Origin of the sequence: Microcoleus sp. N9_A1, assembly GCF_036701795.1 — a bacterium.
Classification (GTDB): Bacteria; Cyanobacteriota; Cyanobacteriia; order Cyanobacteriales; family Microcoleaceae; genus Microcoleus.
The window spans coordinates 1-21,113 of the sequence record NZ_JAUBRI010000009.1 but is presented as its reverse complement, the minus strand read 5'-3'; the positions used below and the strand labels follow the sequence as shown (position 1 = coordinate 21,113).

Below are 21,113 nucleotides of genomic sequence, written 5' to 3'. Positions count from 1 at the left end.
TTTAATTGTGAAAAGTTCATCATAACATTCCTTCCATTTCTAAATCTTCAATTGTCTGTAAACCGCGCGGATCGCCGACTCGCAAGAGGGAAGATTTCGCATCTTCCCGCACGCCCATATCTGCATCTTCTTCTAAAGATTCAATTAAAGCGTCGATCGCCCCAGCGTACACTATATTATTCGGCAACTCCCGCGCCAGTTGCCCGATCGCCCAAGCACAGTTGCTCCGCACAGCAGATACAGAATCTCCCCGCAGCGTTTGAATCAACGGCGGAATCGCAGCAATCACCACATAATAACCAACTTTTGCCATTTGACCCAGAGAACTCGCCGCCCACAAACGCACCGCCGAAATATCAGTTCTCAGAGCATCAATTAAGGGCGCTAAGGCGCGGTGATCTGTGCAATTTCCCAGGGCCCAAACTACCCCTTTGCGAACGTAACCGTTCCAATCGCGGTTAAGTTGCTCGATCAGCGGTTCCACAGCATCGGGACTCGGATTTCGCCCCAAAGCATAGGCCGCACTCACCCGCACCAAGGGGCAACCGTCTCTCAACAAATTAATTAAATGCGAAATCGCGCGATCGTCCTGCAATTCGCAAAAAGCCCGCGCCGCCATCATCCGGCGCTGAGGTTCCGGGGATTCCAGCAAAGGCAGCATTTCCTCTGGATCTGGTAGCGGGGGTTCGGACTCATCAAAATGATCCAAAGGGCTTTCCAGTTCCGTTTCAAGATCGAGGGCGTTGGGGTAGTCGTTATTGTTCATAAAAAAACTTTACCGCACAGAGGATGCTACGGGTGCAACTCAGTCAACGGTCAATATAAATTAGCATTCCGGGCAATAAAAGCATTCCGATTCAAGACTCAAGTCCTCCTATTGTTCGCCCTGCAGGAGGAAGAGTCCTCATAATTTAGATAAATCCGAACTCTAGTTCTGACTGCCAACAAATACCTCTGGTTTTTCAAAGAGATTTGATCATCCAGACAGAATGACTCTCATAGCCTAATTTTTGATAGAGATTCATTGCAGGCTGATTGTTCAAGAAAACTTGCAAACCAATTTGCCTGTCGCCCCTTGAACGGGCCCAATTTTCTGCCTGAATAATTAAAGCTGCACCGAGTCCCTGACGGCGGTGTTCCGGTGCTATGTAGAGCAGAAAAATGTGAGCGTGGCGGGCTCCAGTGGTTTGCTCGATCGCATTTCCCAACCACAAACATCCGACAACCGATTTGAGATTGGCAGACTGCGAGGGGAGTGCGGAAAAACTTTCTCCCTCTTCCTGGCTGTTTTTCAGGCACTCAACCCACCAAAGCGGCGTCTGGTTAGAAAAATACTGCTCGACAGTTTGAGCCAAATGTCCCAATTCCCGATCGGGGTAAAGCTCTCGGTAAGTATGGTGCAGGAACTTTAGCAGTTTTGCGCGATCGAGTCCAGAACCCGATCGCAGCCCGTAGCCCGGTAATATCTCGGCTGACATCGGTTTAGCGGACACGGAGAGGGGAATAATTTAGCCCCAAGAAAATTGGATTCACTGCTGCCGCTTGCTTTTGCGGGATCGCTTCCTCAATTGGTGCCGGGGCAGCCATGTCAGCCGGCAAAAAGATGCGAGCGCTGACTGCTACCAGAGCCACGAAAAATACTAATATCGCTATAAGTGGAGCAATGTATTGACGAATGATAGCCATAACCGTAAAAACTTGATTCTTGAGTTGATATTATCAAGTCTACCATACAAATCTTGTCAGCTATAATAGCTGCCATTGGACACTTAGCTCAAGCCTGAGCGATCGCAAATACCAACTAACAGAAAATCTAATATTATGAGTGCCTCGCCTGCTGTTTATGAAGCTCTAGCTAAATCAATTGTTTTTTTGAATCAAAAGCCGAGCGCAGCCAATGAAGTTTCGAGTTTCCTAAATACTAATGGCTACTATATCGATCGCATATTCGACGACCCAGAAACAAACTTTTATGCGATCGGATTCGGTTCGACCGACTCCCGAAACCCGCCCGCCCTCGTATTTAAAGGTACAGATTTCATCGACGGCGACGCTATCTTTTCCGACTCCCGAGACATTGGTTTACCTGAATTTGAAAAAAACAAAGATAATATCAAAAACTGGCTCACAGAAATCGGTCAAAATACTGGTAAAAACCCCAGCCAATTATTGCCCGATGTCATCGGACACAGTTGGGGCGGAGCAGTCGCTCAAATTGTAGCAACCGAATACACATCTCTGACCGGCGATATCTTTACTTTCAACTCTCCGGGAGTGTCAGCGAGTACATTCACCACTTTTCGGAAAAATCTCAGCAGGGCAGGCAACAAAAATGTCAATCACTACATTGTCAGCGGAGATTTCGTCAGCTTGTTTGGCGAAGCATTCATTCCGGGAAAAGTATTTATCCAAAGTTTTACCGATCCGAGTATTAATCCCTTAACTGTTTTGGCAAAACATCGAACTGAAAATTTGTTAACTACTCCGCCCGTGGGTTTTTTGCAGAGGCAAATTTCTGTAGAACAATTAAACAGTCCCGAGTTTGCTTATAACAACGACTCAGATTTTAACGAATTTATCGCTGCGATGAATTTCGCCCTGCCCAATGTGTCAGTCGCCATCAGAACCAGAGCCGGTGCAGAGAGTTTGAGAACAGCACCAGAATTTTCTTTTGTGCAGTTAATCAGACAAATGCAATACGGTTTAGCTCCCTTACAACCGAATTATTTATCAGGGGACGATCGCAACAATACTGCTACCGGCGGCCCTGGAGAGGATACAGTTATCGGCAATCGCGGTAACGATACTCTCAGAGGCAATCGAGGTAATGACAGCATCATCGGTGGTGATGGCGACGACTTCTTGTACGGCGGCCGAGATAACGATTATTTGGAGGGTGGCGACGGAAACGATTTGGTTTCCGGCGAGTTTGGCAACGATTTTTTAATTGGTGGTGCGGGGCGCGATCGCTTTGTATTAGAATCCGGTGGCGGAGCAGATGTGATTGTCGATTTTCAAAATGGTGAAGATTTAATTACACTGTCACGGGGTCTAACTTTTCCTCAAGTTATAGTAACCCAAGGTGTTGACGGAGCTTTAATTACTATCCCGATTACTGGTGAAATTCTGGCTACCCTCAGAGGCGTAGTTGCCAGCGATATTACTCGGGTAGATTTTGTATAGCTTTAGTGCTAGAAATTTGGGTAGTTGAGGTGGCGGGAAAGCTGGGCGACTTTAGTGCAAAAATTGTTTTTTATCAAAGGGATTTTTGGCTAAACCGCCCCTACAAAGCTGGGCGGGTTTTGTAGCTAAATTGTTTTTTATTAAAAAGATTGTTGGCTAAGCCAAACCTAAAAAGCAGGGCGATATGAGAAACTAATTTTTTTAATAAGCGTCACTTAATCTACAATGAGTTAACTAACTTAAAAATCAATTCCCGATCAAACGACAGGAAATAAAAAAATATGCCATCCTCCCCCGCTGCTTACGAAACTATAGCCAAGCAACTTGCTTACCTAGATGACAAGCCCGAGTTTCAAACTTTAGTTCAAACAGGCTTGAGTGCTGCTGGGTACCAAATCGATCGCACCTTTGACGATCCCGGAACTGGATTTCACGCGATCGGCTTAATTTCCACCACCCCAGACAAACCGCCCGTTTTGGTAGTTCGCGGCACCGACTCGCCTGTAGACGATATTGCCAACGCAGACCCGCGCGGCACCGGTTTCAACCAATTTGAAGCCAACAAACAAGCATTAGGAAATTGGTTGACCCAAATCAGTCAAGATACAGCAAAAAACCCCAGCCGCTTGCCACCAGACATTCTCGGACACAGCTTAGGCGGCGCCATAACGCAACTAGCCGCCACTGAATTCACATCTGCGATCGGAGATGTTGTCACCTTCAATTCTCCTGGAGTTGCTGAGAGTACAGTCAATACATTCAAGCAGAAAGCCGGCGCCGGAAAAAATGTAACTCACTACATAGTTAGCGGCGATTTTGTGAGTTTGGGAGGAGAAGCTTTTCTACCGGGAAAAGTAGTTCTTCAAACATTTACTAACCCGATTATCAACCCGCTACTTGTCTTGGACAAGCACAGCCAAAGCGGTTTGTTAACTGCTCCTCCTCCCGGCTTAACTCAGGCCGAAATCTCTGTAGACCAGTTGAACCGCCCGGATTTCACTTTCACAGATTCAGATTATTTAGAGCTGTTAGCTGGCTTAGACTTTGCACTGCCTGCCTTGGGAACATCGCTGGAATCGCGCAGCAGTTTAGAACAATTAAGAACCGCTCCGGGAAACTCGTCTTTAGCAAATGTTGTGGCAATGCAAACTGCTCTCAATCTCTCCCAAATTAATAATTTAGTAGGCGACGATGCTAACAATACAGCATCAGGTTTTGGAGGGGACGATATTATCACTGGCAATGGGGGAAACGACACTCTCAGCGGCAACAAAGGCAACGATATTATCAGCGCTGGCACCGGCAACGACCTGGTATTAGGTGGCAAAGGGGATGACAATTTGAACGGGGCAGAAGGAGACGATACGCTCATTGGCGGAGTGGGTGCGGATCTCTTAATTGGTGGCGCTGGACGCGACGTATTGGTGTTAGGATTAGGTGCCGGTACAGATACACTTGTAGACTTTCAAAAAGGTCAAGATTTAATCGGTTTGAGCGGAGGTTTGACATTCAACCAAGTGAGAGTTACTGCAGGCGATTTTATAACAACGATCGAAATTGCCAGTAACGGCGAAGTTCTTGCCAGTATTCCAGGCATTCCAAGTAGTCCGCTAACAGCTAGTGATTTTATTGCGATTTAGTTGGCTGCTGGCAATACAGATATTCGGTAGGGATACAACAATGTTGTGTCCTTATTTTATTTTAGGAACCCCACACAGAATTTATACTCATTCCATGATTAAAAACATCAATATTCCTGCTGGGGCGGGTTCACCGCAATCTCGAAAAAGTAGTGCAGACATTGGTAAACCCGCCCCGCCCGGCTCTTATAATTATAGCGACCGGACTTGATATTAATCGAAATCGTCAAGTCCAGGCCTGGGCATGGCTGCTAATTTTTTCTCATCTTCTAGTGGCAGAAAGAAAATGGTTAGCATACCGGGAATCACAGCCAGCGCGCTCATCAAAAAATAATTTTGATAGCCGAGATTCGCCTGCAAGTAGCCGCTAAAAACGCCCGGAATCAGCACTCCTGCGGCCATAAAAGCCGTTGTAATTGCATAGTGAGATGCTTCGTATTCAGGGCGGACAGTCCGCATCAAGAACACTGTATAGGCAGCTACGCCAAGTCCGTAAGTAAATTGCTCGATCGAATTTACGGCATAAGCCCATTCAATCCCCGGTTGATGTATTGCCAACAGCCAATACAGCACGTTAGTTGAATTTTGCAAAATTGCCGTCGGCCACATCCATTTTTTCAATCCTTGTTTAGCAATCAAATAGCCGCCCAACAACCCTCCAATTAACAGAAACATTACCCCTAAAGTACCGGATAATAAACCCATTTCCGAGGTAGAAACTGCTAATCCTCCTTTCTCCACTTTATCCATTAAAAATGGCGGAGCCATTTTAAACGTCAAGGCATCGCCTAACCTAAAAATCACGACATAAGTAACAATCCAACCAATTTTATCTTGCTGAAAATAACTTTTAAATGCTTCGATAAAGCTTGTTGTTTGTTGGGGTGCGTCGGCTTCCATAGCATAATTTCTAGGATAGGGAAGATACCACCGCTGAAAGAGATATATCAGCACAAACATAATGGCACAAATGCCAAAGGCTGTCGCCCATCCGTAGTTAAGCGCAGACACGCTAAAATCCGAACCGAAAAGTGACAGCGGAATGTCTTGATATATTTTGGTATCGCCTGTATTTCCGGTGACTAAATGCTGTTCGGCCAGTTTCCCGGCGAAGAAAACCAATATACCGCTACCAGCAATGACAGCACCTCTATAAGCCGTGTTGCGAACCCCGACAAACAAGGCTTGCTGGTCTTTATTGAGAGTGTTTAAATAAAATCCGTCAATGGCGATGTCGTGAGTAGCTGACACAAAGGCGATCGCCGTAAAGATAACAAGCGATATAATAATCGGTGCCGGCGTTAATACGCCAAAAGCTAGGAAAGCAAACAGAAAAGCACAAATGATTTCGGTTGTTAAAATCCATTTGCGTTTGGTGGAATACAAATCAACCACTGGCCCCCACAAACCTTTTAAAACCCAAGGAAAAGACAAAAGACTTGTCAAGCCGATGAGTTCGTTGCTGGTTCCCATACCTTTCAAAAAAATCACCGACATTAAATTAACGACGGTGTAAGGGAGACCTTGAGCGAAGTATAATACTGATACCCACAATCCAGCGTTATGCTTTTTTTCCATTGCAGAGATATTTTACCTAGTTACTTATTTGATTTACGGAGTGCGATCGACAATTCCGGTCTATTCAACCCCTGGCATCACAGTATATGTCATTCCGATGCCAGCGGCAGCCATATAAATGGTGTATTTTAGCATCATTCTGAGTCACAAATATTTTCATTTTTGGAATAAGCCTGCAAAATTTTTTCTCCCTTAAAATGAACGAGGTAAGCGCGAACATTCTTGTCCCAGTCAGAAGTGTCATAAGTTCGCAGTAGTTCCAAAGCACTTTCTTCTATCTGATATGCAGTTTTTGGACTATTCGCCGGACGTTCGGGACTGTCAGGATTAACAACAATTAAACCTGCATCTAGAAACTGATGCACAGTCTGGCGGCGCACAGTTTTCCGCGTATTTGGTGCATATTTTTTACTGTACTCCCGATCCATAAATTCCATAATTGGTGTGATTCCCCGAAGTGGAGATTTTGCCGATTCCCAAGCATCCTTTGGCTTGAGGTCAAGCAAAGCCAGAAGAGTTAAGGCGGAACGTTCGTTAAGCTGACTTTTTGGAAAACCCAGCGCTGCAAGTATTTCTAGAGATTCATCAATACGGTTCTTGATTGTTATCGGACTATTTTCTAACGGACTTGTCGCCTTCAGCAGTTGTGTCTCGACAAGTCGATCGATCTCCCGCTGTGTAGGAAATATTTCTCTTATTTGAGCGCCCAGTAAAAGTAATGGCTCTAAATTAGGATACTTCAAATTGCGTAAATCCGTAGCATTAACTTGAGTGTGTCCGTTGAACAGTCGGAAAAACGCATCTACCAAGCTCGAATTTAGATAAACTGCCAATCCCCGCGCCAGGGTGAGGTCTAATCCGCGTCCCTGTTGGTGAAAGTAATTCAAATGGTTCTCAAAACCAACGCTAGAACTATTAATTTTATTGGCATCCCAGACAACTGCAACAATTCGCTTTTTCTCTTCCTTTGAGGAGAAGCGCTTGCTCAAAACATAATGTTCGTTAGGTACGAGGAGTGCAGCAGTTTTTTCCGTGACAGCTAAAGCTTGAGGCTTTCTCGTGGCTGTGGGATATTCAACACCGCCAGCCCAGAAGTGGGCGGGATAAATCAGCGGAACTGTACCGTTTTCCGGTTTTAGCCGCAAGTCAGAGCGAACACGAAAATCTACAACTTTTCCGGTGGAAACTGTTAAGCCTAATTCCTCTAGTGTGCAAGTAAATTGAGCCATTTGATCGACTACTTTCTGGCTGACAGAATCCGGTAAAATCCGAATAAATTGCTCGGAATCTTGGGGATTAATTAGGGCGGTATAGGGCAGTTGGTGAGACAAAACCAGGTCGTCGCCCACGCTGCTGCTTGAGGTTATTAGTACAGTATCTGGCTGTTCTATTTGTTTGGTGGCGCGCACAATAATAGTTTCTTGCAGCACGGCATCATCGCGAAATGGCAACTGTCGGGATTCAAAGATGTGTACTTGGCGTAAAGCCATCATTTGAAGGAATACTTTGCGGAAATCTCGAAAGTATAAACCGTTGCAAAAGCTGCGGGGAGTAATCGATACTAATTCACCGTTTAGTTTGAGCAGGTGAGCAGCAGCAACTGTGAAGCCAGCGTAGAGATTGCTGGTTTCTAGTCCTATAGAACGCAGCAAGGTTCGGGCTTGGGATTTAGCGTCTATCTTGGCATAGGGAGGATTGATAATTGCATGGGTAAATTCCCGTTTTACTGGTTGTGTAAATAGATTGGGCCGCAACATATCGGCGCTGTCTTGAATAAAATCAATTTCGCGCACCTCACAGGTAAAAGATATCCCAAAATGCTGACATTCTATACTGCACAATTCTAAAGTTTCCTTGAGATATTCAATCAAAATAAGGTCAATTTCATAAGCTGTAACGTGCAGGCTACGCGGTCTATTTGGGCGCTGACAAAGTTCGCAAACAAATGCTGCTAACAGGGAACCAATACCAGCCCCGGCATCTAAAAGCGATATATCGGGACAGTTAAATTCAAACATTCCCGCCATCAAAGTTGCGACGGAGGAAGGTGTTAAAAATTGTCCCTTTTCTCCTCTCTGGCTTTGCTGCAACTTTCGGGTTGCTTCTTGGCGCCAGCCATCTACTCGATCGAGTAAATTGCTGTCATGCGGCAGGGCTAGGGTTTGAAAGTGAAGTGCTATCATTTTTTGAGAAAAGTGCGTTAGCGAAGCCCTCGAAGAGGATCGCCAGTTCAGTGTATTTTCGCCAAAATAGGAATCTCTACGCTATCATAGTAGCAGTTTACTCTCTTCCCATAACAGCAAAGGGCAGCCATGAGTCAAGAAAATTTTACATTTCTACTAGACAGCGATAAAAAAGAAGCGCTGAGGGCGATCGCTACTGTCACCGATCGCGATTTAACTTATGTTTTGAACCAAGCGATCGCTTCTTACCTAGAAAATTATCAATGGCTGGTTGATGAGATTAACAAAGGCGTTGCCGAGGCCGAAGCTGGAGACTTTGCCAGCGATGATGAAGTCCAAGCAGTTTTTGCCAAATTGACTAATGAAAATTAAGTGGCTGCGACAAGCTTTGCGAAATCTAGAACAGGCTCACGCATATATTGTCAAAGACGATCCAGAGGCAGCAAGGCAATTAATTTTAAGGATTCAGAGTGCTGTAGGTCAACTCGCCGAATTTCCTTTTATGGGTAGAGTTGGTCGCGTAGAAGCTACTAGAGAATTGGTCATTTCCAATACCTCTTATCTCATCATCTATCGAGTAAAAGAAGAAAACGTAGAAATTATCCGTATCCTTCACAGTTCAAGAAAGTATCCAGAAAATTAGGTGATGTTGCCGATCGCCAGTTCAGTGTATTTTCGCCTAAATTTTCACCGATGTGCAAAAAAGTCAAGCGCCTTCGACAATATATAACTTATACAAAAGTATGTTGACTGTTCATATAGCTAGATCGGGAGGTAGCTAACGATGACACAAACTCAAACCAAGCGTTATGATTTTACTTAAGTATCTAGGCCTAAATCATGACAACTATCAACTGGAATGAAGTTTTAGATAGTATTTCAGAAAATGCAGCAGAGCCAGAAGTCGAAGATCGATTTGTCAAACCCCTTCTAAATGCACTTGGATTCAGCCCTGATGAGTGGGTACAACAGTTTAAAACAGGAAAGGGCCCTGCTGATTTTGCTGCTCGCAAGAATCACGATACTGATAAATTTTCAGTTTCTAAGATTAACCCAAACTTAGTCATTGAAGTTAAAGGTAGAGTATCAGGAAAGGCAATCATTAACTTAGCAGAAGGTACTCCCATGTACAAAAAAACTAAAGAACAGATAACAGGTTATCTTCTTGCTCCTAAGTGCCACACATCTCAATGGGGTATCATCACCAACTCAACAGATATCCAGCTATTCCGCAGACATGGTAAAATCGTACTACCTGCTACTAACTGCATGAGGATAACCCAAAATAACATCATTGACATTATTACTAGAATTAAGAAATTGCTGGACAACCAACCCAAAGCTTTAACAATTTGCATCTATAATGATAAGGGAGGCGTGGGAAAAACTACAACGACAATCAACTTGGCTGCGATTCTTCGACAACAGCAGAAAACAGTGCTTGTTGTTGACTTCGATCCCCAACAAGGAGATTTAACAGATTCATTAGGCTTACAGGAGGGAAAAGTCAAATTATCTGATTGCCTGGTTGATGAATCATTGAATGTTAAAGAAACTATTCAACCCTTTAATCTAAAGAATAAAGCAGGTCAATTAGTTAAGATATTTGATGTAATCCCATCTGATTCAGGGTTATCTAAGTTCATGGGTTATGAGTATGAAGCAAAAATTGAGAAAGGTTCAGCAATGCTGCGAGATTTGCTTGATATTTTTGTTCGTAATTATGATTACATCTTAATTGATGCGCCTACGAACTGGACTTTTTTTAGTAAAAGTTCTGTGAGAGCTTCTGATGTAATTCTTATGCCAACAGAACATAATAACTTTTCATCTTTAAAAAATGCTGCTAAAGTTATTACAGAATTCTTACCGGAAGTTAAGAAGCTAAGGCAGGATGGTGGCCCTATTGCCTTGCCGATTTTTTTCAATAGACATAAAGAAACAGAGGCTTCAAAGAAAAGAGCAAATGCAGAAATTAAAGCAATTCTTACAGTTAAGAAAGGGGAGAATCATATTATCGACCATAACTTGTTACCCTATTATTGGCCTAAATCTACAAAATCGGAGATTGACACAACTATATTCACTATTCCAGAATATGAAGTTGTTTCAAGTGCAGCTTTTTCTCGAAGACCAGCGGTTTTTCAACACAAAAAAGCCGCTGAATATTATTTAAAATTAGCGAAGGAGTATTTTTTGTATGAGTAATTCAGAGAATATCGGTAAGTTAATGCACTTGGAGTTGGCTAAAATTGAATCAGCAGAACCATGCTCAGAGTCAGAGTTTATCATTGCCGGAGCAGCAGAAACCGTCCTACAAGCAGGTAATCGCAACTGGATTCCGATTATCGTCAAAGAAACAGGCGATTCTAAGTATCAAGTTGTGAGCAATAACTTTGTCTATGCTGTAGCTCAACAAGCTAAATTAAAGCTAGTATGGTGCATTGTTATTGATCCAAAACCATCAAATATTGAACAAGCAAAGATTTTAGCACGAGAAGCAATTCCCACAGTCAATCTGAGTACAGCATCAGAAGATACTATTATAGCTGTACTTAAATACTTAGTTAAAGAACATAATTGGAAGACAGTAAAACCGGTTGAAGCTGCCAAAAAAATTGTAGACTCTAACCGTAAGCAATGGTCAGATTTTACCCCTCTGACTAAGCTACAATGTGGATTGACTAAGGCGAGATTAGATTGTATTACTAAAGTATTTTCTATATCACCGCCACCGCCGTCGCCTCCTCCTCCTCAAGCAGTCAGCGTGAAACGTGCATCAAGAGATGAGATTTTCGATCGTCTCAATTACTTATCAACCAATAAAATAGGAGGCTTTGAAAATATTGATGCCGAAAAAACAGCCGATGCTATCTTCACCGCGAATAAAGGCAAGTGGAAAAGCCTAACTCCAATTGCCAAACTTGAACCCGGCCTTGATACAGCCAAAATGAAAATCATTAAAACCCTATTTAGCCTCTAAAACTATGTTAAGTGGTGTAGCGGATTCAATTTACTGGCTCAACCGCTATATTGAAAGATCGGAAAATATCGCCAATTTTGCCGAGGTCAATTTTAATCTCATCCTCGACTCTCCCAGCGGTATTACTCAACTATTTACCGATCGACCCAATTAATGTACGATTGTGCGAAAATGTCAAGCGGACGCTCAAACCAAAAGTCCGTAAAGGACTGTTAAACGCTCTCTCACACATTTCTGATGCGAAATACCAAAACATTCTTTTTGTCAAGCTTGTTCCTGATTGGCTTAACAATTAGTTTTCTGCTGACTCCTGGTTGGTTCTCCAACTTCCCATCCCGCGCTAACGCAACTATGCCCCCGCCAACCCAAACCGCCGAATTTCGCGCCTTCTGGGTGGACGCCTTCAACCCCGGCTTCAAAACCCCTCAAGAAGTCACAAAATTGATCGCAGACGCGCAGCGGGCAAATGCCAACGCGATCGTCGCCCAAGTCCGCCGCCGTGGCGATGCTTTTTACACGAGTGCGATCGAACCCCGCACCCTCGATCCCAACGTTCCCCCCGGTTTCGATCCCCTGCAAGATTTGATTGACAAAGCCCACGCCGCAGGCATTGAAGTACACGCTTGGATGGTGACGCTGCCGGTGGTTTCGGGCACCAAACTTCCCGCCGGTCACGTTTGGCAACAACACGGGCCTTCTGCCCCCGGCAGCGACAATTGGGCGATGCTGACTTACGGTGGGGAAGCCCAAGGCTATCTCGATCCCGGCCATCCAGACGCCCTAGATTATACTGTTTCCGTCTATTTGGACTTGCTGAAGCGCTACGATGTGGACGGGGTACAGTTGGATTATGTGCGCTACGGCGGGCCGACTTGGGGCTACAATCCGACTGCGATCGCCCGTTTCAATCAGCAAACAGGTCGATCGGGCAAACCCGCACCCACCGATCCCGCGTGGATGCAGTGGCGGCGAGATCAGGTGACAAATTTAGTGCGGAAGCTTTATGTAGAAAGCCTTGCGATTAAACCGCGTGTTAAAATTACCGCCGCCACGATCGCCTGGGGCGACGGCCCAAAAAACGATGCAGGGTGGTATCAAACGCAGCCTTACAAAGAAGTATTGCAGGATTGGCGCGCTTGGCTGGAAGAAGGGATCGTAGACATGGCGATGCCGATGACTTACCAGCGCGAGTACAAACGATCGCAAAAACTCGCTTATGACCACTGGATCGAGTACGCCAAAGACCACCAGTACAACCGCCAAATTGCGATCGGCCCCGGCAATTACCTCAACTACATCGAAGATACCCTAGCGCAGGTTCGCCGCGCCGAAGATCCCTCTGCAAAAGGAAATCACGTAGCCGGTACGGTGCTCTATTCCTACGCTAGCAGCAACGTGTACACGAATGTGGAACTGCGATCGGGCGGTAGCGGTGATTTGCCCCGCCAGCCTTGGAAATACGTTCCCCAAAGCAACGATTTGTTTTACACCGCGCTTTCGCAGCCGAGTCAATACGTTGATGCTGCGACGGGCAAAACCTATGAAACACAGCCTGTGTGGGCGACAGCAGCAGCGGTTCCCGATATGCCTTGGAAGTCGCGGCCGACTACAGGTGCGATCGCCGGAAATTTGCAGCGCTGCGATTCCCTACGGGATAGCTTCGCCGCGCGTACTTGCGACGGTGCCAGCTTGACATTGCAGTCGATCGATGCTGCGGGCAAAGTGCGCCAACTGCGCGCGGATGGTAAAGGATGGTTTGGGGCGATCGAGCTTTCTCCAGGAACTTATCAGTTGAAAGTTGACGGTAGTCAAATTCAACAAACAGTTAATGTTGTCGCCGGTGAAGTAACAAAAATCAATCTCGGAGCATCTTAACTGGTCTACTCGTTACCAGGCTCTGCCTGGTAACGCAGATCCGGAGGCTGTGCCTCCAATTTCGATAAAAGCTTCCGAGGCAGAGCCTCTAGATATCGGTTCCCAGGCTCTGCCTGGGAACCAGTTAAATCCGTTAATATCATAAGCTAAAATAAAATCATCCCACATCTAATTATAAATTTATCAATCGAGATATGCTAACAACAGAACCTGCTTTCACGCTCCGTAAATGGACAGTTAAAGAGTATCACAAACTGGGAGAGATGGGATTTTTTCACCCAGAGGAACGAGTCGAATTACTTTTAGGAAATATCATCAAAATGAGTGCAAAAGGAACTGCTCACACCTCCGCGTTAGGGCGTACAGATAGATTGCTGCAAAGCCTTTTTGCAAATCTGGCGTGGGTACGAATGCAAGATCCGATCGCACTCGATGACAATTCTGAACCCGAACCGGATATCGCCGTAGTCAGAATCGATCCGTTTGACTATGCGACTCACCATCCGACTCCCTCAGAGGTATATTTAATTATCGAAGTGGCCGACAGCAGCTTAACTTTCGATCGCGAAATTAAAGCCAAAGCTTACGGGCGATCGGGAATTGCCGATTATTGGGTGCTAAATGTGAATGAGCGACAACTCCATGTTTTTCGAGAACCCGCTGAAAATGGGTATCAAAGCGAAGTAATTATTGGGGAAACTGCGAGCATTTCACCGCTGGAATTTCCCGCGTTCAATATCGCAATTCAGGCAATGTTGCCTCCTCTGGTATCAGTATCAAATTGAAAAAACGATGCCACCGGAGTTGATATAAAAACTCATGCTAATTGCCGACAATCGGCAGAGTGATATGTACCGTTGTTTCCTTTTGATAGATACTGGTAATTGAGAACTCTCCTCCTGCGAGTTCGACAATTTTCTTGACAATTTTTAAGCCGATACCGAGGCCCTGTTGCTCATAAGTCTTGCGATCAAACTGCATGAAAGCACCGATTTTAGCAATTTGCTCTTCAGTCAAGCCTCGCCCTGAGTCATGTACAGATATATTCAGCATCTTCCCTACAACTTGACTACTAACTTTAATGGTTGTCTCTGGTGAGGAGAATTTCAGCGCATTATCAACTAATTGATAGACAATCGTTGATAGATATCGCTCTGATAGAGCGATCTCCGCTTCCTCAAATGCCAACACGAGATCGTTCTTACGGTTGACGCTCTCAGCCTGGGATTTCAACGCGGCTTCAATGGCGGAAGCTGAAAATTGAGTCCGGGCAGATTGGATCTTGTGCTGGCGACTTGCGGATAGTTCTAATTCTAAATAAATCAGGAATTTTTTCGTTAATTTTTCTAGGCGACGGGCTGATTCATCGGCCCAGCCTAACATCTCACGGATTTCGGCGATATCCATGTCTTCGAGATCGTCCTTGAGCAACCCGATCGTGCCTAAGATGCCATTGAGGGGCGTATTCAGTTCGTGGGACAGACTAGAAGCTAAGTTGCCACGCAGTTCATTGAGGGTGCTTTCCAAGACATTAATGGTATTTTCTTGGATGTAGTATAAGTTCTGGATATTATCATACTGTTGCTTGATTCTGAGCATTGAATGTACGCGGGCACGCAGTTCAATTCCATTCAGAGGTTTACTAATAAAGTCGTCGGCGCCGGCGGTTAGACACTGGGCAAGATCGGATTTTGAGCTTAATGCCGTTACCATAATGATTGGAACAGCTTTCCATTTTGACATCGCTTTGATTTGCCGACAAACTTCGATCCCGTCTATTCCTGGCATCATCACATCGAGTAAAATTATATCGGGCTTAAATAAATCTAGAGATCCGATCGCCTCTTGACCATTAGCAGCGTAATACAATTCATACTCCTGCTCTGATAACAACGTTTCAAGTACATCAAAGTTATCCGGCTCATCATCAACAATTAAGATAGAGAATTGAGACATGGTTGTAACCCGTGCAAGAATGTATAAAGTTTTAGGGGTTTAGGTGATAGTTTTTAGCTGTGCTGCCCAAGTGATTTCAAAAATGCTTCCTTGCGGTTGGTTGGTTCTGACAGAAATTTCGCCATGTGCCTCAACGAGCATTTTGCAAAAGGCTAAACCCAACCTATTTGAGATAAATCCTTTCAATTTCAGCCCCCGCGAGGGGTTTAGAAAATAAATAACCCTGTCCAAATTCACAGCCCAGTTGTTGGAGGCACTGAAGTTGCTGAGTCGTTTCAATGCCTTCGGCAATGACGGCAAGTTCGAGTTGATTACTCAGAGTAATAATGGTGTTAACAACTTGATAGTTGCGATTTCCTGCTTGGATCAGATTGACAAAAGAGCGATCGATTTTGAGGTTATCCACAGGAAAACAGTGCAAATAACCCAGGGAAGAATACCCCGTGCCAAAGTCATCAATGCTGATCTGAATTTGCCGCGATCGCAATTGTTCAGTCAGCGCGATCGCCTTCTGAGCATTGTCCACGATCGCGCTTTCGGTAATTTCCAGTTTCAGGAGAGCGGGATTGACAGCGGTTTCTGCCAAAACCCGATCGATATCAGCCAAGAGGGTGGGGCAAGTAAATTGCCGCACCGAAAGGTTTACGCTCATGGTTAACTGCGTCCAGCCCCGTTGCTGCCATGCACGCAGTTGCTGACACGCCTGCTTCAACACCAGCATCCCGACTGGCACAATCAGCCCTGTTTCCTCCATGCAGGGGATAAATTCTCCTGGTAAAACCATGTCTCGATCGGGATGTTGCCAGCGTACCAGTGCTTCAAATCCAACGACGTTTTGGGTTTGAAGATTCACAATCGGCTGGTAGTAGGTGACAAACTCTTGATGTTTCAGCGCTCGCTGCAAATCATTTTCCAGCGTCAGGCGGTTCAGCATTGCCAAAGACATCTGGCGATCGAAGATTTGATAGCAGCCTTTACCTCGAAGTTTAGCTTTGTACATTGCCGTATCAGCATCTTGCAAGGGTTCTTCCGGTTGTTGATAAACACTACTGCCTAGAGCAATGCCGATACAAGCAGTCATAAAGAGTTCGCAATCGGCAACCACAAACGATGTGTCAAAGCCCCGTAGAATAGCTTGGATAAATGGTTCAAGGGCGATCGCACCATCAATTTGGTGCAGCAAAAAGCAAAACTCATCCTCACCCATACGCGCTAACACGTCGCCGGGGCGCAGATGATGCTGTAACCGTTCTGTGATGGCGATCAGCAATTGATTGCCAATAGCGTAGCCAAAGGAACCATTCACCAGTTTGAACCGATCGCAGTCTAGATAAACCACCGCAAAGGAGGATTCCCCAGCTTGTAAAACCTCAGCCAACTTCTGAAGTAAGAAAGTCCGACTGGGTAGCGTTGTAAGCGCATCCTGAAAAATCATGGTTTGCAACTGGGCGGTTCGCTGTTGCACCGTTGCTTCTAATCGGGCATTGAAGGTTACTAATTGCTGATATTGTCGATGGATGCGTAACATCGATCGCACCCTTGCTGTTAATTCCAAGCGATTCACGGGCTTGCTGATAAAGTCATCCGCCCCAGCCGTCAAACATCTTGCGAGCTCCGTTTTGGTTGTCAGGGCAGTCACCATAACGATCGGCACAGCTTCCCATTTGGGCATAGCTTTAATGCGTTGACAAACTTCAATGCCATCCATCCCTGGCATCATCACATCCAGCAAAATCACATCTGGCTCAAAGAGGTTTAAGGAATCGATCGCTTCTTGTCCGCTGGCAGCGTAATGCAATTGATAGTCTCGATCGTTCAACAGAGTTTCAATCACATCAAAATTATCAGGTTCGTCGTCAATGACCAAAACAGATAATACATTCATGAATTATCTTCCCTGAGAAGTTAAAAGGTGTTGAATGGTGGCAGCTAACTGCTTCAGTTTAACGGGTTTACTAAGGTAATCATTAGCTCCGGCGGTAAGGCAACGATCGCGATCACCTGTCATGGCTAAGGCAGTTAGGGCAACGATCGGCACATCGACTAAGTTAGGATCGAGGCGAATCTGCTGCATAGCTTCTAGACCATCCATACCAGGCATTTGAATGTCCATCAGAATTAAATTGGGGTTTTCCGACTTGGCCAGGGCGATCGCCTCCTCTCCATTCTTAGCCAAAAGAATGCGATAGCCTTTAGCTCTCAGGTAGCTCGAAACCGTACTGATATTGGCTTCGTTGTCTTCGGCCAGCAAGATTAAGGGAGAACCTTCCTGTTCGGGCTGGCTGGGTTCGATGCGGGGATCGGTCTGGGATTCTAGGTCACGAGAGGAGGGCGCACCAGTAGGGGCAGTGCCCCCGTGCCTGCCCTCGAATTCAATCGCGAAGCAACTTCCTACACCCACCTCGCTAGTGAGCAACACCTGCCCGCCGTGGAGTTCGACAATGCGTTTCACCAGGGCAAGCCCCAAGCCTGTCCCCTGATATTGGCGGTTCAGGGCGCTATCGATTTGGATAAAGGGCTGAAACAGTTTGTTGATATCTTCTGGGGCAATACCGATGCCCGTATCAATCACAGCAATTCGCAGTATCTCTTTGACCAAAAAATGAGGTGGGGAATCGGCAGAATCAGGGTCGGCCGGGCGCTGTTGACGGCTGACTTCTAGAGTAATGCGTCCTCCGTCTGGAGTGAATTTGACAGCGTTGTTGAGCAGGTTGATCAAGACTTGGCGGATGCGCCGTTCATCAATCAATAAGTCGGGCAGATTGAGTTGCAGTTTAGTCTCTAGCTGGAGGCGTTTTTGCAGGGCTTGTTGTGAGATAAATGCTAGACTGGATTGACAGAGATGATTGACAGAAACTGGGGTGCAATCCAGCTCCATTTGACCCGATTCAATTTTGGCGACATCCAAAATGTCGTTGATTAATTCTAGCAAATGAGAGCCACTGCGCTCGATGGTTTGTAAAGCTTTAATTTGTCGTTCGTTGACGATGCCAAAGACTCGATCTTGTAGCCCCTCGCTCATGCCCAGAATGGCATTGAGAGGAGTGCGGAGTTCGTGACTCATATTGGCGAGGAATTCGTCTTTGAGCCTTGTAGCGCGGATTAATTCTTCGTTGGAAATGCCGAGTTGGGCGTTCGTTTCGGTCAGTTGGGCTTCTGCCCGTTGACGTTCGGCTAATTCTGTCTGTAATTGCTCAAAAAGATTAGACTGCTGAATCGCGATCGCTAATTGGTTAGCCGTTTGTTTAAATAAATTAATTTCCCAATCATCCCACTGGCGCGGACGCTCGCACTGATGGGCGATCAGTAATCCCCACAGAGTTTGATTCACAATAATTGGAACTACAACTTTAGCTCTGACCTGGATGGATTCGAGGAATTCAATCAAGCAAGGTAAGACTGGCTGGTTTTCATCTTCGCGATCGCTGAGGGCATACACTCTTCCTTGGAGATAGCGATCGTAGTTCTCTTCTGGGAAAACTTCTTCAGGAAAGACGATATCCAGAATACGCGGCCATTTGGGCAAAACAGATTCCGCAATAGCAGCCCCCGTTCCTCCCGGAAACACGCGATAGACTAGCATTCGATCGGATTGCAAAACCTGATGGATTTCCTCAACAGTGACATTGAGAATCTCGTTCAGGTTCAGAGATGACCGCATCCTTTGAGTAATCGATCCCAGCAAGCGTTCCTGTTTTGCCTGTTGTTCCAATCTCAGTTCGGCTTGTTTGCGATCGGTGATATCCGATAAAACTCCCTGGATATTAATCACTACTCCTTGAGCATTTGTAATAGCTGTGATGCTGGTTCTCACCCAAATATAATTACCATTGTGGTGGTGATGTCGGAACTCAGAATTACTTGAGTTTTTAGAAAAATTGATATTCTGCTCATAATCACTATGCACGAATAGGAGATCGTCTGGATGCACCAGCTCTATAAACGGCTTACCAATCCATTCACTCTCTTCCCAGCCAAAAACATTCTTGAATTGCGGTGAGAGATAAGTGATAATGCCATCTCGATCGGATGACCAAATCACATCTTTACCTCCTTCTACTAGCCGCCGGAATTTACCTTCACTCTCTGCTAATTGAGCCTGAATCTGTTTGCGATCGGTAATGTCTTGGATCAAGGTCAGTATATAAATCAGTCCGTCGTTGCTCGATAGGATTGAGGCAGTAATGGCGATTGTGCGTTTCTGCCCATCTTTACGCTGGATTTCCCTTTCCTGAGCAATAAAGCTTTCCCCTTCTTGTATCTGTCTGAGGTTGGAGATCGCCTGTTCTTGAGCCTCTACATCCGGGTACACACTTTGATACCAACCCAAGTGGTTGATTTCTTCTAAGGTGTAGCCCGTAATCGCTTGCATTTGCTGATTCCAGACCGTGAAGCGGACAAAGGGAAACTCCTCAACTTCATGGCAAACACACAGCCCTTCTGCCATGTTTTCTACAATTTGTTGACGGAAAGTATTTTCCTGCTGAAGCGTTGCTTGAGCCAACTTGCGGGCGGTAATGTCGAAGCGAATGGCTAGATACTGAAAAGGCCGCCCGCCTTCGTCCAGAAAGGGGACGATGGTGCTGGCAACCCAGTACAGGCTACCGTTCTTCGTCCGATTGCAAACTTCACCGCGCCAAATTTGACCGTTGGTAATGGTGCGCCACAGGTTTTGGAAAAAGTCGGGGGGATGATAGCCAGAGTTGACAATGCGATGGGTTTGGCCGAGTAGTTCATCCCGGGAGTAGCCAGAGATTGTACAGAAGCGATCGTTGACGTAGGATATCGCCCCTTGAGCATCGGTGATGGCGACAATGGCAGACCGATCGAGGGCGAGTTTGAAAGCGGAGAGTTCTTGAATTAACTGCTGCCGTTCGAGTTCAGCTTGTTTGCGATCGCTAATATCAAAGTTTACTCCCGTCATACCTTGGGGATTGCCCTGTGCATCTCGCACCACAACCCCATAGGCTTTAATAAAGTGGATGCTGCCATCGGGATGTACCACCCGAAACTCGGTATCGTATTCTGCCTGTCCTAAAACAGCTTGCTGGAGCAATGTTTCGGTGGAGGTGCGGTCATCGGGATGTAGTCCGCTTACCCAAATGTCGTAGACCACACGGGAATCAGATTGTTTTGTGACACCATAAAGTTCGTACATCCGCTCATCCCAAAGGATGATGTTGTGTACAATGTCCCATTCCCAACAGCCGATCGCCCCAGATTTGAGGGACAAGGCGAGACGATCTGATAGTTTCTGTAGTTCTGCTGCGGTTCGTTTGCGATCGCTAATATCTTTGGCGATGCCTAAAAAGCCCATAATTTGCTGATTGGCATCCTTGAGGGCGGTGATGGATATGGACACAGGAAAGCGATCGCCATCTTTGCGGATATAGCTCCACTCTTCTTCGCTGACAATGCCTTGGTGTGCTTTGGCAACAAAAACCTCAAAGCCCGGAGGCACATCTTGCCCCAGTTCCGCTGAGAGGGATGCGGCCCGATCGATTACCTCGTTTACATCGTGGATGAGTATGGGTGTGACTTTGCCAACTATTTCTGCGGCACTGTAACCCAGCATCCGTTCGGCCCCGGCATTAAAGGTCTGGATGATGCCAGTTGGGTCAGTGGAATTGACACTCTCAGGGCTGAAGCCGCTGAGATTCTGCGGACAAAGCAGCTTTAGGTAATACCCAAAGTTTTACTCTCGCTACGGTGGTC

Annotated in this window: 15 protein-coding genes and 2 pseudogenes; 9 read left to right on the top strand and 8 right to left on the bottom strand. The window is 45.8% G+C overall.

Going from position 1 to position 21,113, the window contains the following annotated elements:
• Nucleotides 1-19 precede the first annotated feature (19 nt).
• From QUA58_RS06170 to QUA58_RS06160, 3 genes are all read right to left on the bottom strand, one after another.
• Nucleotides 20-766 carry a HEAT repeat domain-containing protein gene (locus QUA58_RS06170; protein WP_333252563.1) on the bottom strand — a complete coding sequence of 249 codons (747 nt, stop codon included), beginning with the start codon at nt 764-766 and terminating at the stop codon, nt 20-22.
• 196 nt (nt 767-962) lie between these two features.
• Complete coding sequence (locus QUA58_RS06165; RefSeq protein ID WP_333252565.1) at nt 963-1,478, bottom strand: GNAT family N-acetyltransferase; 516 nt, start codon at nt 1,476-1,478, stop codon at nt 963-965.
• A gap of 4 nt (nt 1,479-1,482) precedes the next feature.
• Nucleotides 1,483-1,686 (bottom strand): hypothetical protein, encoded by a 204-nt coding sequence (locus QUA58_RS06160; protein ID WP_333252566.1) that lies wholly within the window; start codon nt 1,684-1,686, stop codon nt 1,483-1,485.
• Between the two features lie 135 nt (nt 1,687-1,821).
• Here QUA58_RS06160 and QUA58_RS06155 point away from each other — a divergent pair, with 135 nt between their 5' ends.
• Both QUA58_RS06155 and QUA58_RS06150 read left to right on the top strand, forming a co-directional pair.
• Complete coding sequence (locus QUA58_RS06155; RefSeq protein WP_333252567.1) at nt 1,822-3,183, top strand: calcium-binding protein; 1,362 nt, start codon at nt 1,822-1,824, stop codon at nt 3,181-3,183.
• Between the two features lie 281 nt (nt 3,184-3,464).
• Nucleotides 3,465-4,823: a calcium-binding protein gene (locus tag QUA58_RS06150; RefSeq protein WP_333252568.1), complete on the top strand. Its 1,359-nt coding sequence runs from the start codon at nt 3,465-3,467 to the stop codon at nt 4,821-4,823.
• Between the two features lie 213 nt (nt 4,824-5,036).
• On the opposite strand, the gene QUA58_RS06145 is transcribed toward QUA58_RS06150, so the two are convergent.
• On the bottom strand, nt 5,037-6,401 hold the full coding sequence (locus tag QUA58_RS06145) for an MFS transporter (RefSeq protein WP_333252569.1): 1,365 nt from the start codon (nt 6,399-6,401) through the stop codon (nt 5,037-5,039).
• A gap of 134 nt (nt 6,402-6,535) precedes the next feature.
• Nucleotides 6,536-8,584 carry an Eco57I restriction-modification methylase domain-containing protein gene (locus tag QUA58_RS06140; protein ID WP_333393341.1) on the bottom strand — a complete coding sequence of 683 codons (2,049 nt, stop codon included), beginning with the start codon at nt 8,582-8,584 and terminating at the stop codon, nt 6,536-6,538.
• Nucleotides 8,585-8,713: 129 nt separating this feature from the next.
• On the opposite strand from QUA58_RS06140, the gene QUA58_RS06135 reads away from it, so the two are divergent.
• From QUA58_RS06135 to QUA58_RS06105, 7 genes and pseudogenes are all read left to right on the top strand, one after another.
• Nucleotides 8,714-8,956: a CopG family transcriptional regulator gene (locus QUA58_RS06135; protein WP_333252571.1), complete on the top strand. Its 243-nt coding sequence runs from the start codon at nt 8,714-8,716 to the stop codon at nt 8,954-8,956.
• Complete coding sequence (locus QUA58_RS06130) at nt 8,946-9,227, top strand: type II toxin-antitoxin system RelE/ParE family toxin (protein WP_333252573.1); 282 nt, start codon at nt 8,946-8,948, stop codon at nt 9,225-9,227. The genes QUA58_RS06135 and QUA58_RS06130 overlap by 11 nt, the downstream gene beginning before the upstream one ends.
• A gap of 197 nt (nt 9,228-9,424) precedes the next feature.
• Entirely contained in the window at nt 9,425-10,792 is a 1,368-nt protein-coding gene (locus tag QUA58_RS06125) for a ParA family protein (RefSeq protein WP_333393340.1), read from the top strand.
• On the top strand, nt 10,785-11,567 hold the full coding sequence (locus QUA58_RS06120) for a hypothetical protein (RefSeq protein WP_333393339.1): 783 nt from the start codon (nt 10,785-10,787) through the stop codon (nt 11,565-11,567). Before QUA58_RS06125 ends, QUA58_RS06120 begins: the two co-directional genes overlap by 8 nt.
• A 4-nt stretch (nt 11,568-11,571) precedes the next feature.
• Nucleotides 11,572-11,697: pseudogene (locus QUA58_RS06115) on the top strand (alpha-E domain-containing protein); the annotation flags it as partial.
• A gap of 107 nt (nt 11,698-11,804) precedes the next feature.
• The gene (locus QUA58_RS06110; RefSeq protein ID WP_333393338.1) at nt 11,805-13,442 is read left to right on the top strand and encodes a family 10 glycosylhydrolase; all 1,638 of its coding nucleotides are present in this window, start codon (nt 11,805-11,807) and stop codon (nt 13,440-13,442) included.
• A gap of 194 nt (nt 13,443-13,636) precedes the next feature.
• On the top strand, nt 13,637-14,227 hold the full coding sequence (locus QUA58_RS06105; RefSeq protein WP_333393337.1) for a Uma2 family endonuclease: 591 nt from the start codon (nt 13,637-13,639) through the stop codon (nt 14,225-14,227).
• Between the two features lie 37 nt (nt 14,228-14,264).
• On the opposite strand, the gene QUA58_RS06100 is transcribed toward QUA58_RS06105, so the two are convergent.
• From QUA58_RS06100 to QUA58_RS06090, 3 genes and pseudogenes are all read right to left on the bottom strand, one after another.
• Entirely contained in the window at nt 14,265-15,398 is a 1,134-nt protein-coding gene (locus tag QUA58_RS06100) for a hybrid sensor histidine kinase/response regulator (RefSeq protein ID WP_333393336.1), read from the bottom strand.
• Between the two features lie 163 nt (nt 15,399-15,561).
• Nucleotides 15,562-17,283: an EAL domain-containing protein gene (locus QUA58_RS06095; RefSeq protein ID WP_333393335.1), complete on the bottom strand. Its 1,722-nt coding sequence runs from the start codon at nt 17,281-17,283 to the stop codon at nt 15,562-15,564.
• 3 nt (nt 17,284-17,286) lie between these two features.
• Nucleotides 17,287-21,033, bottom strand: a pseudogene (locus QUA58_RS06090) (PAS domain S-box protein); the annotation flags it as partial.
• Nucleotides 21,034-21,113: the final 80 nt, after the last annotated feature.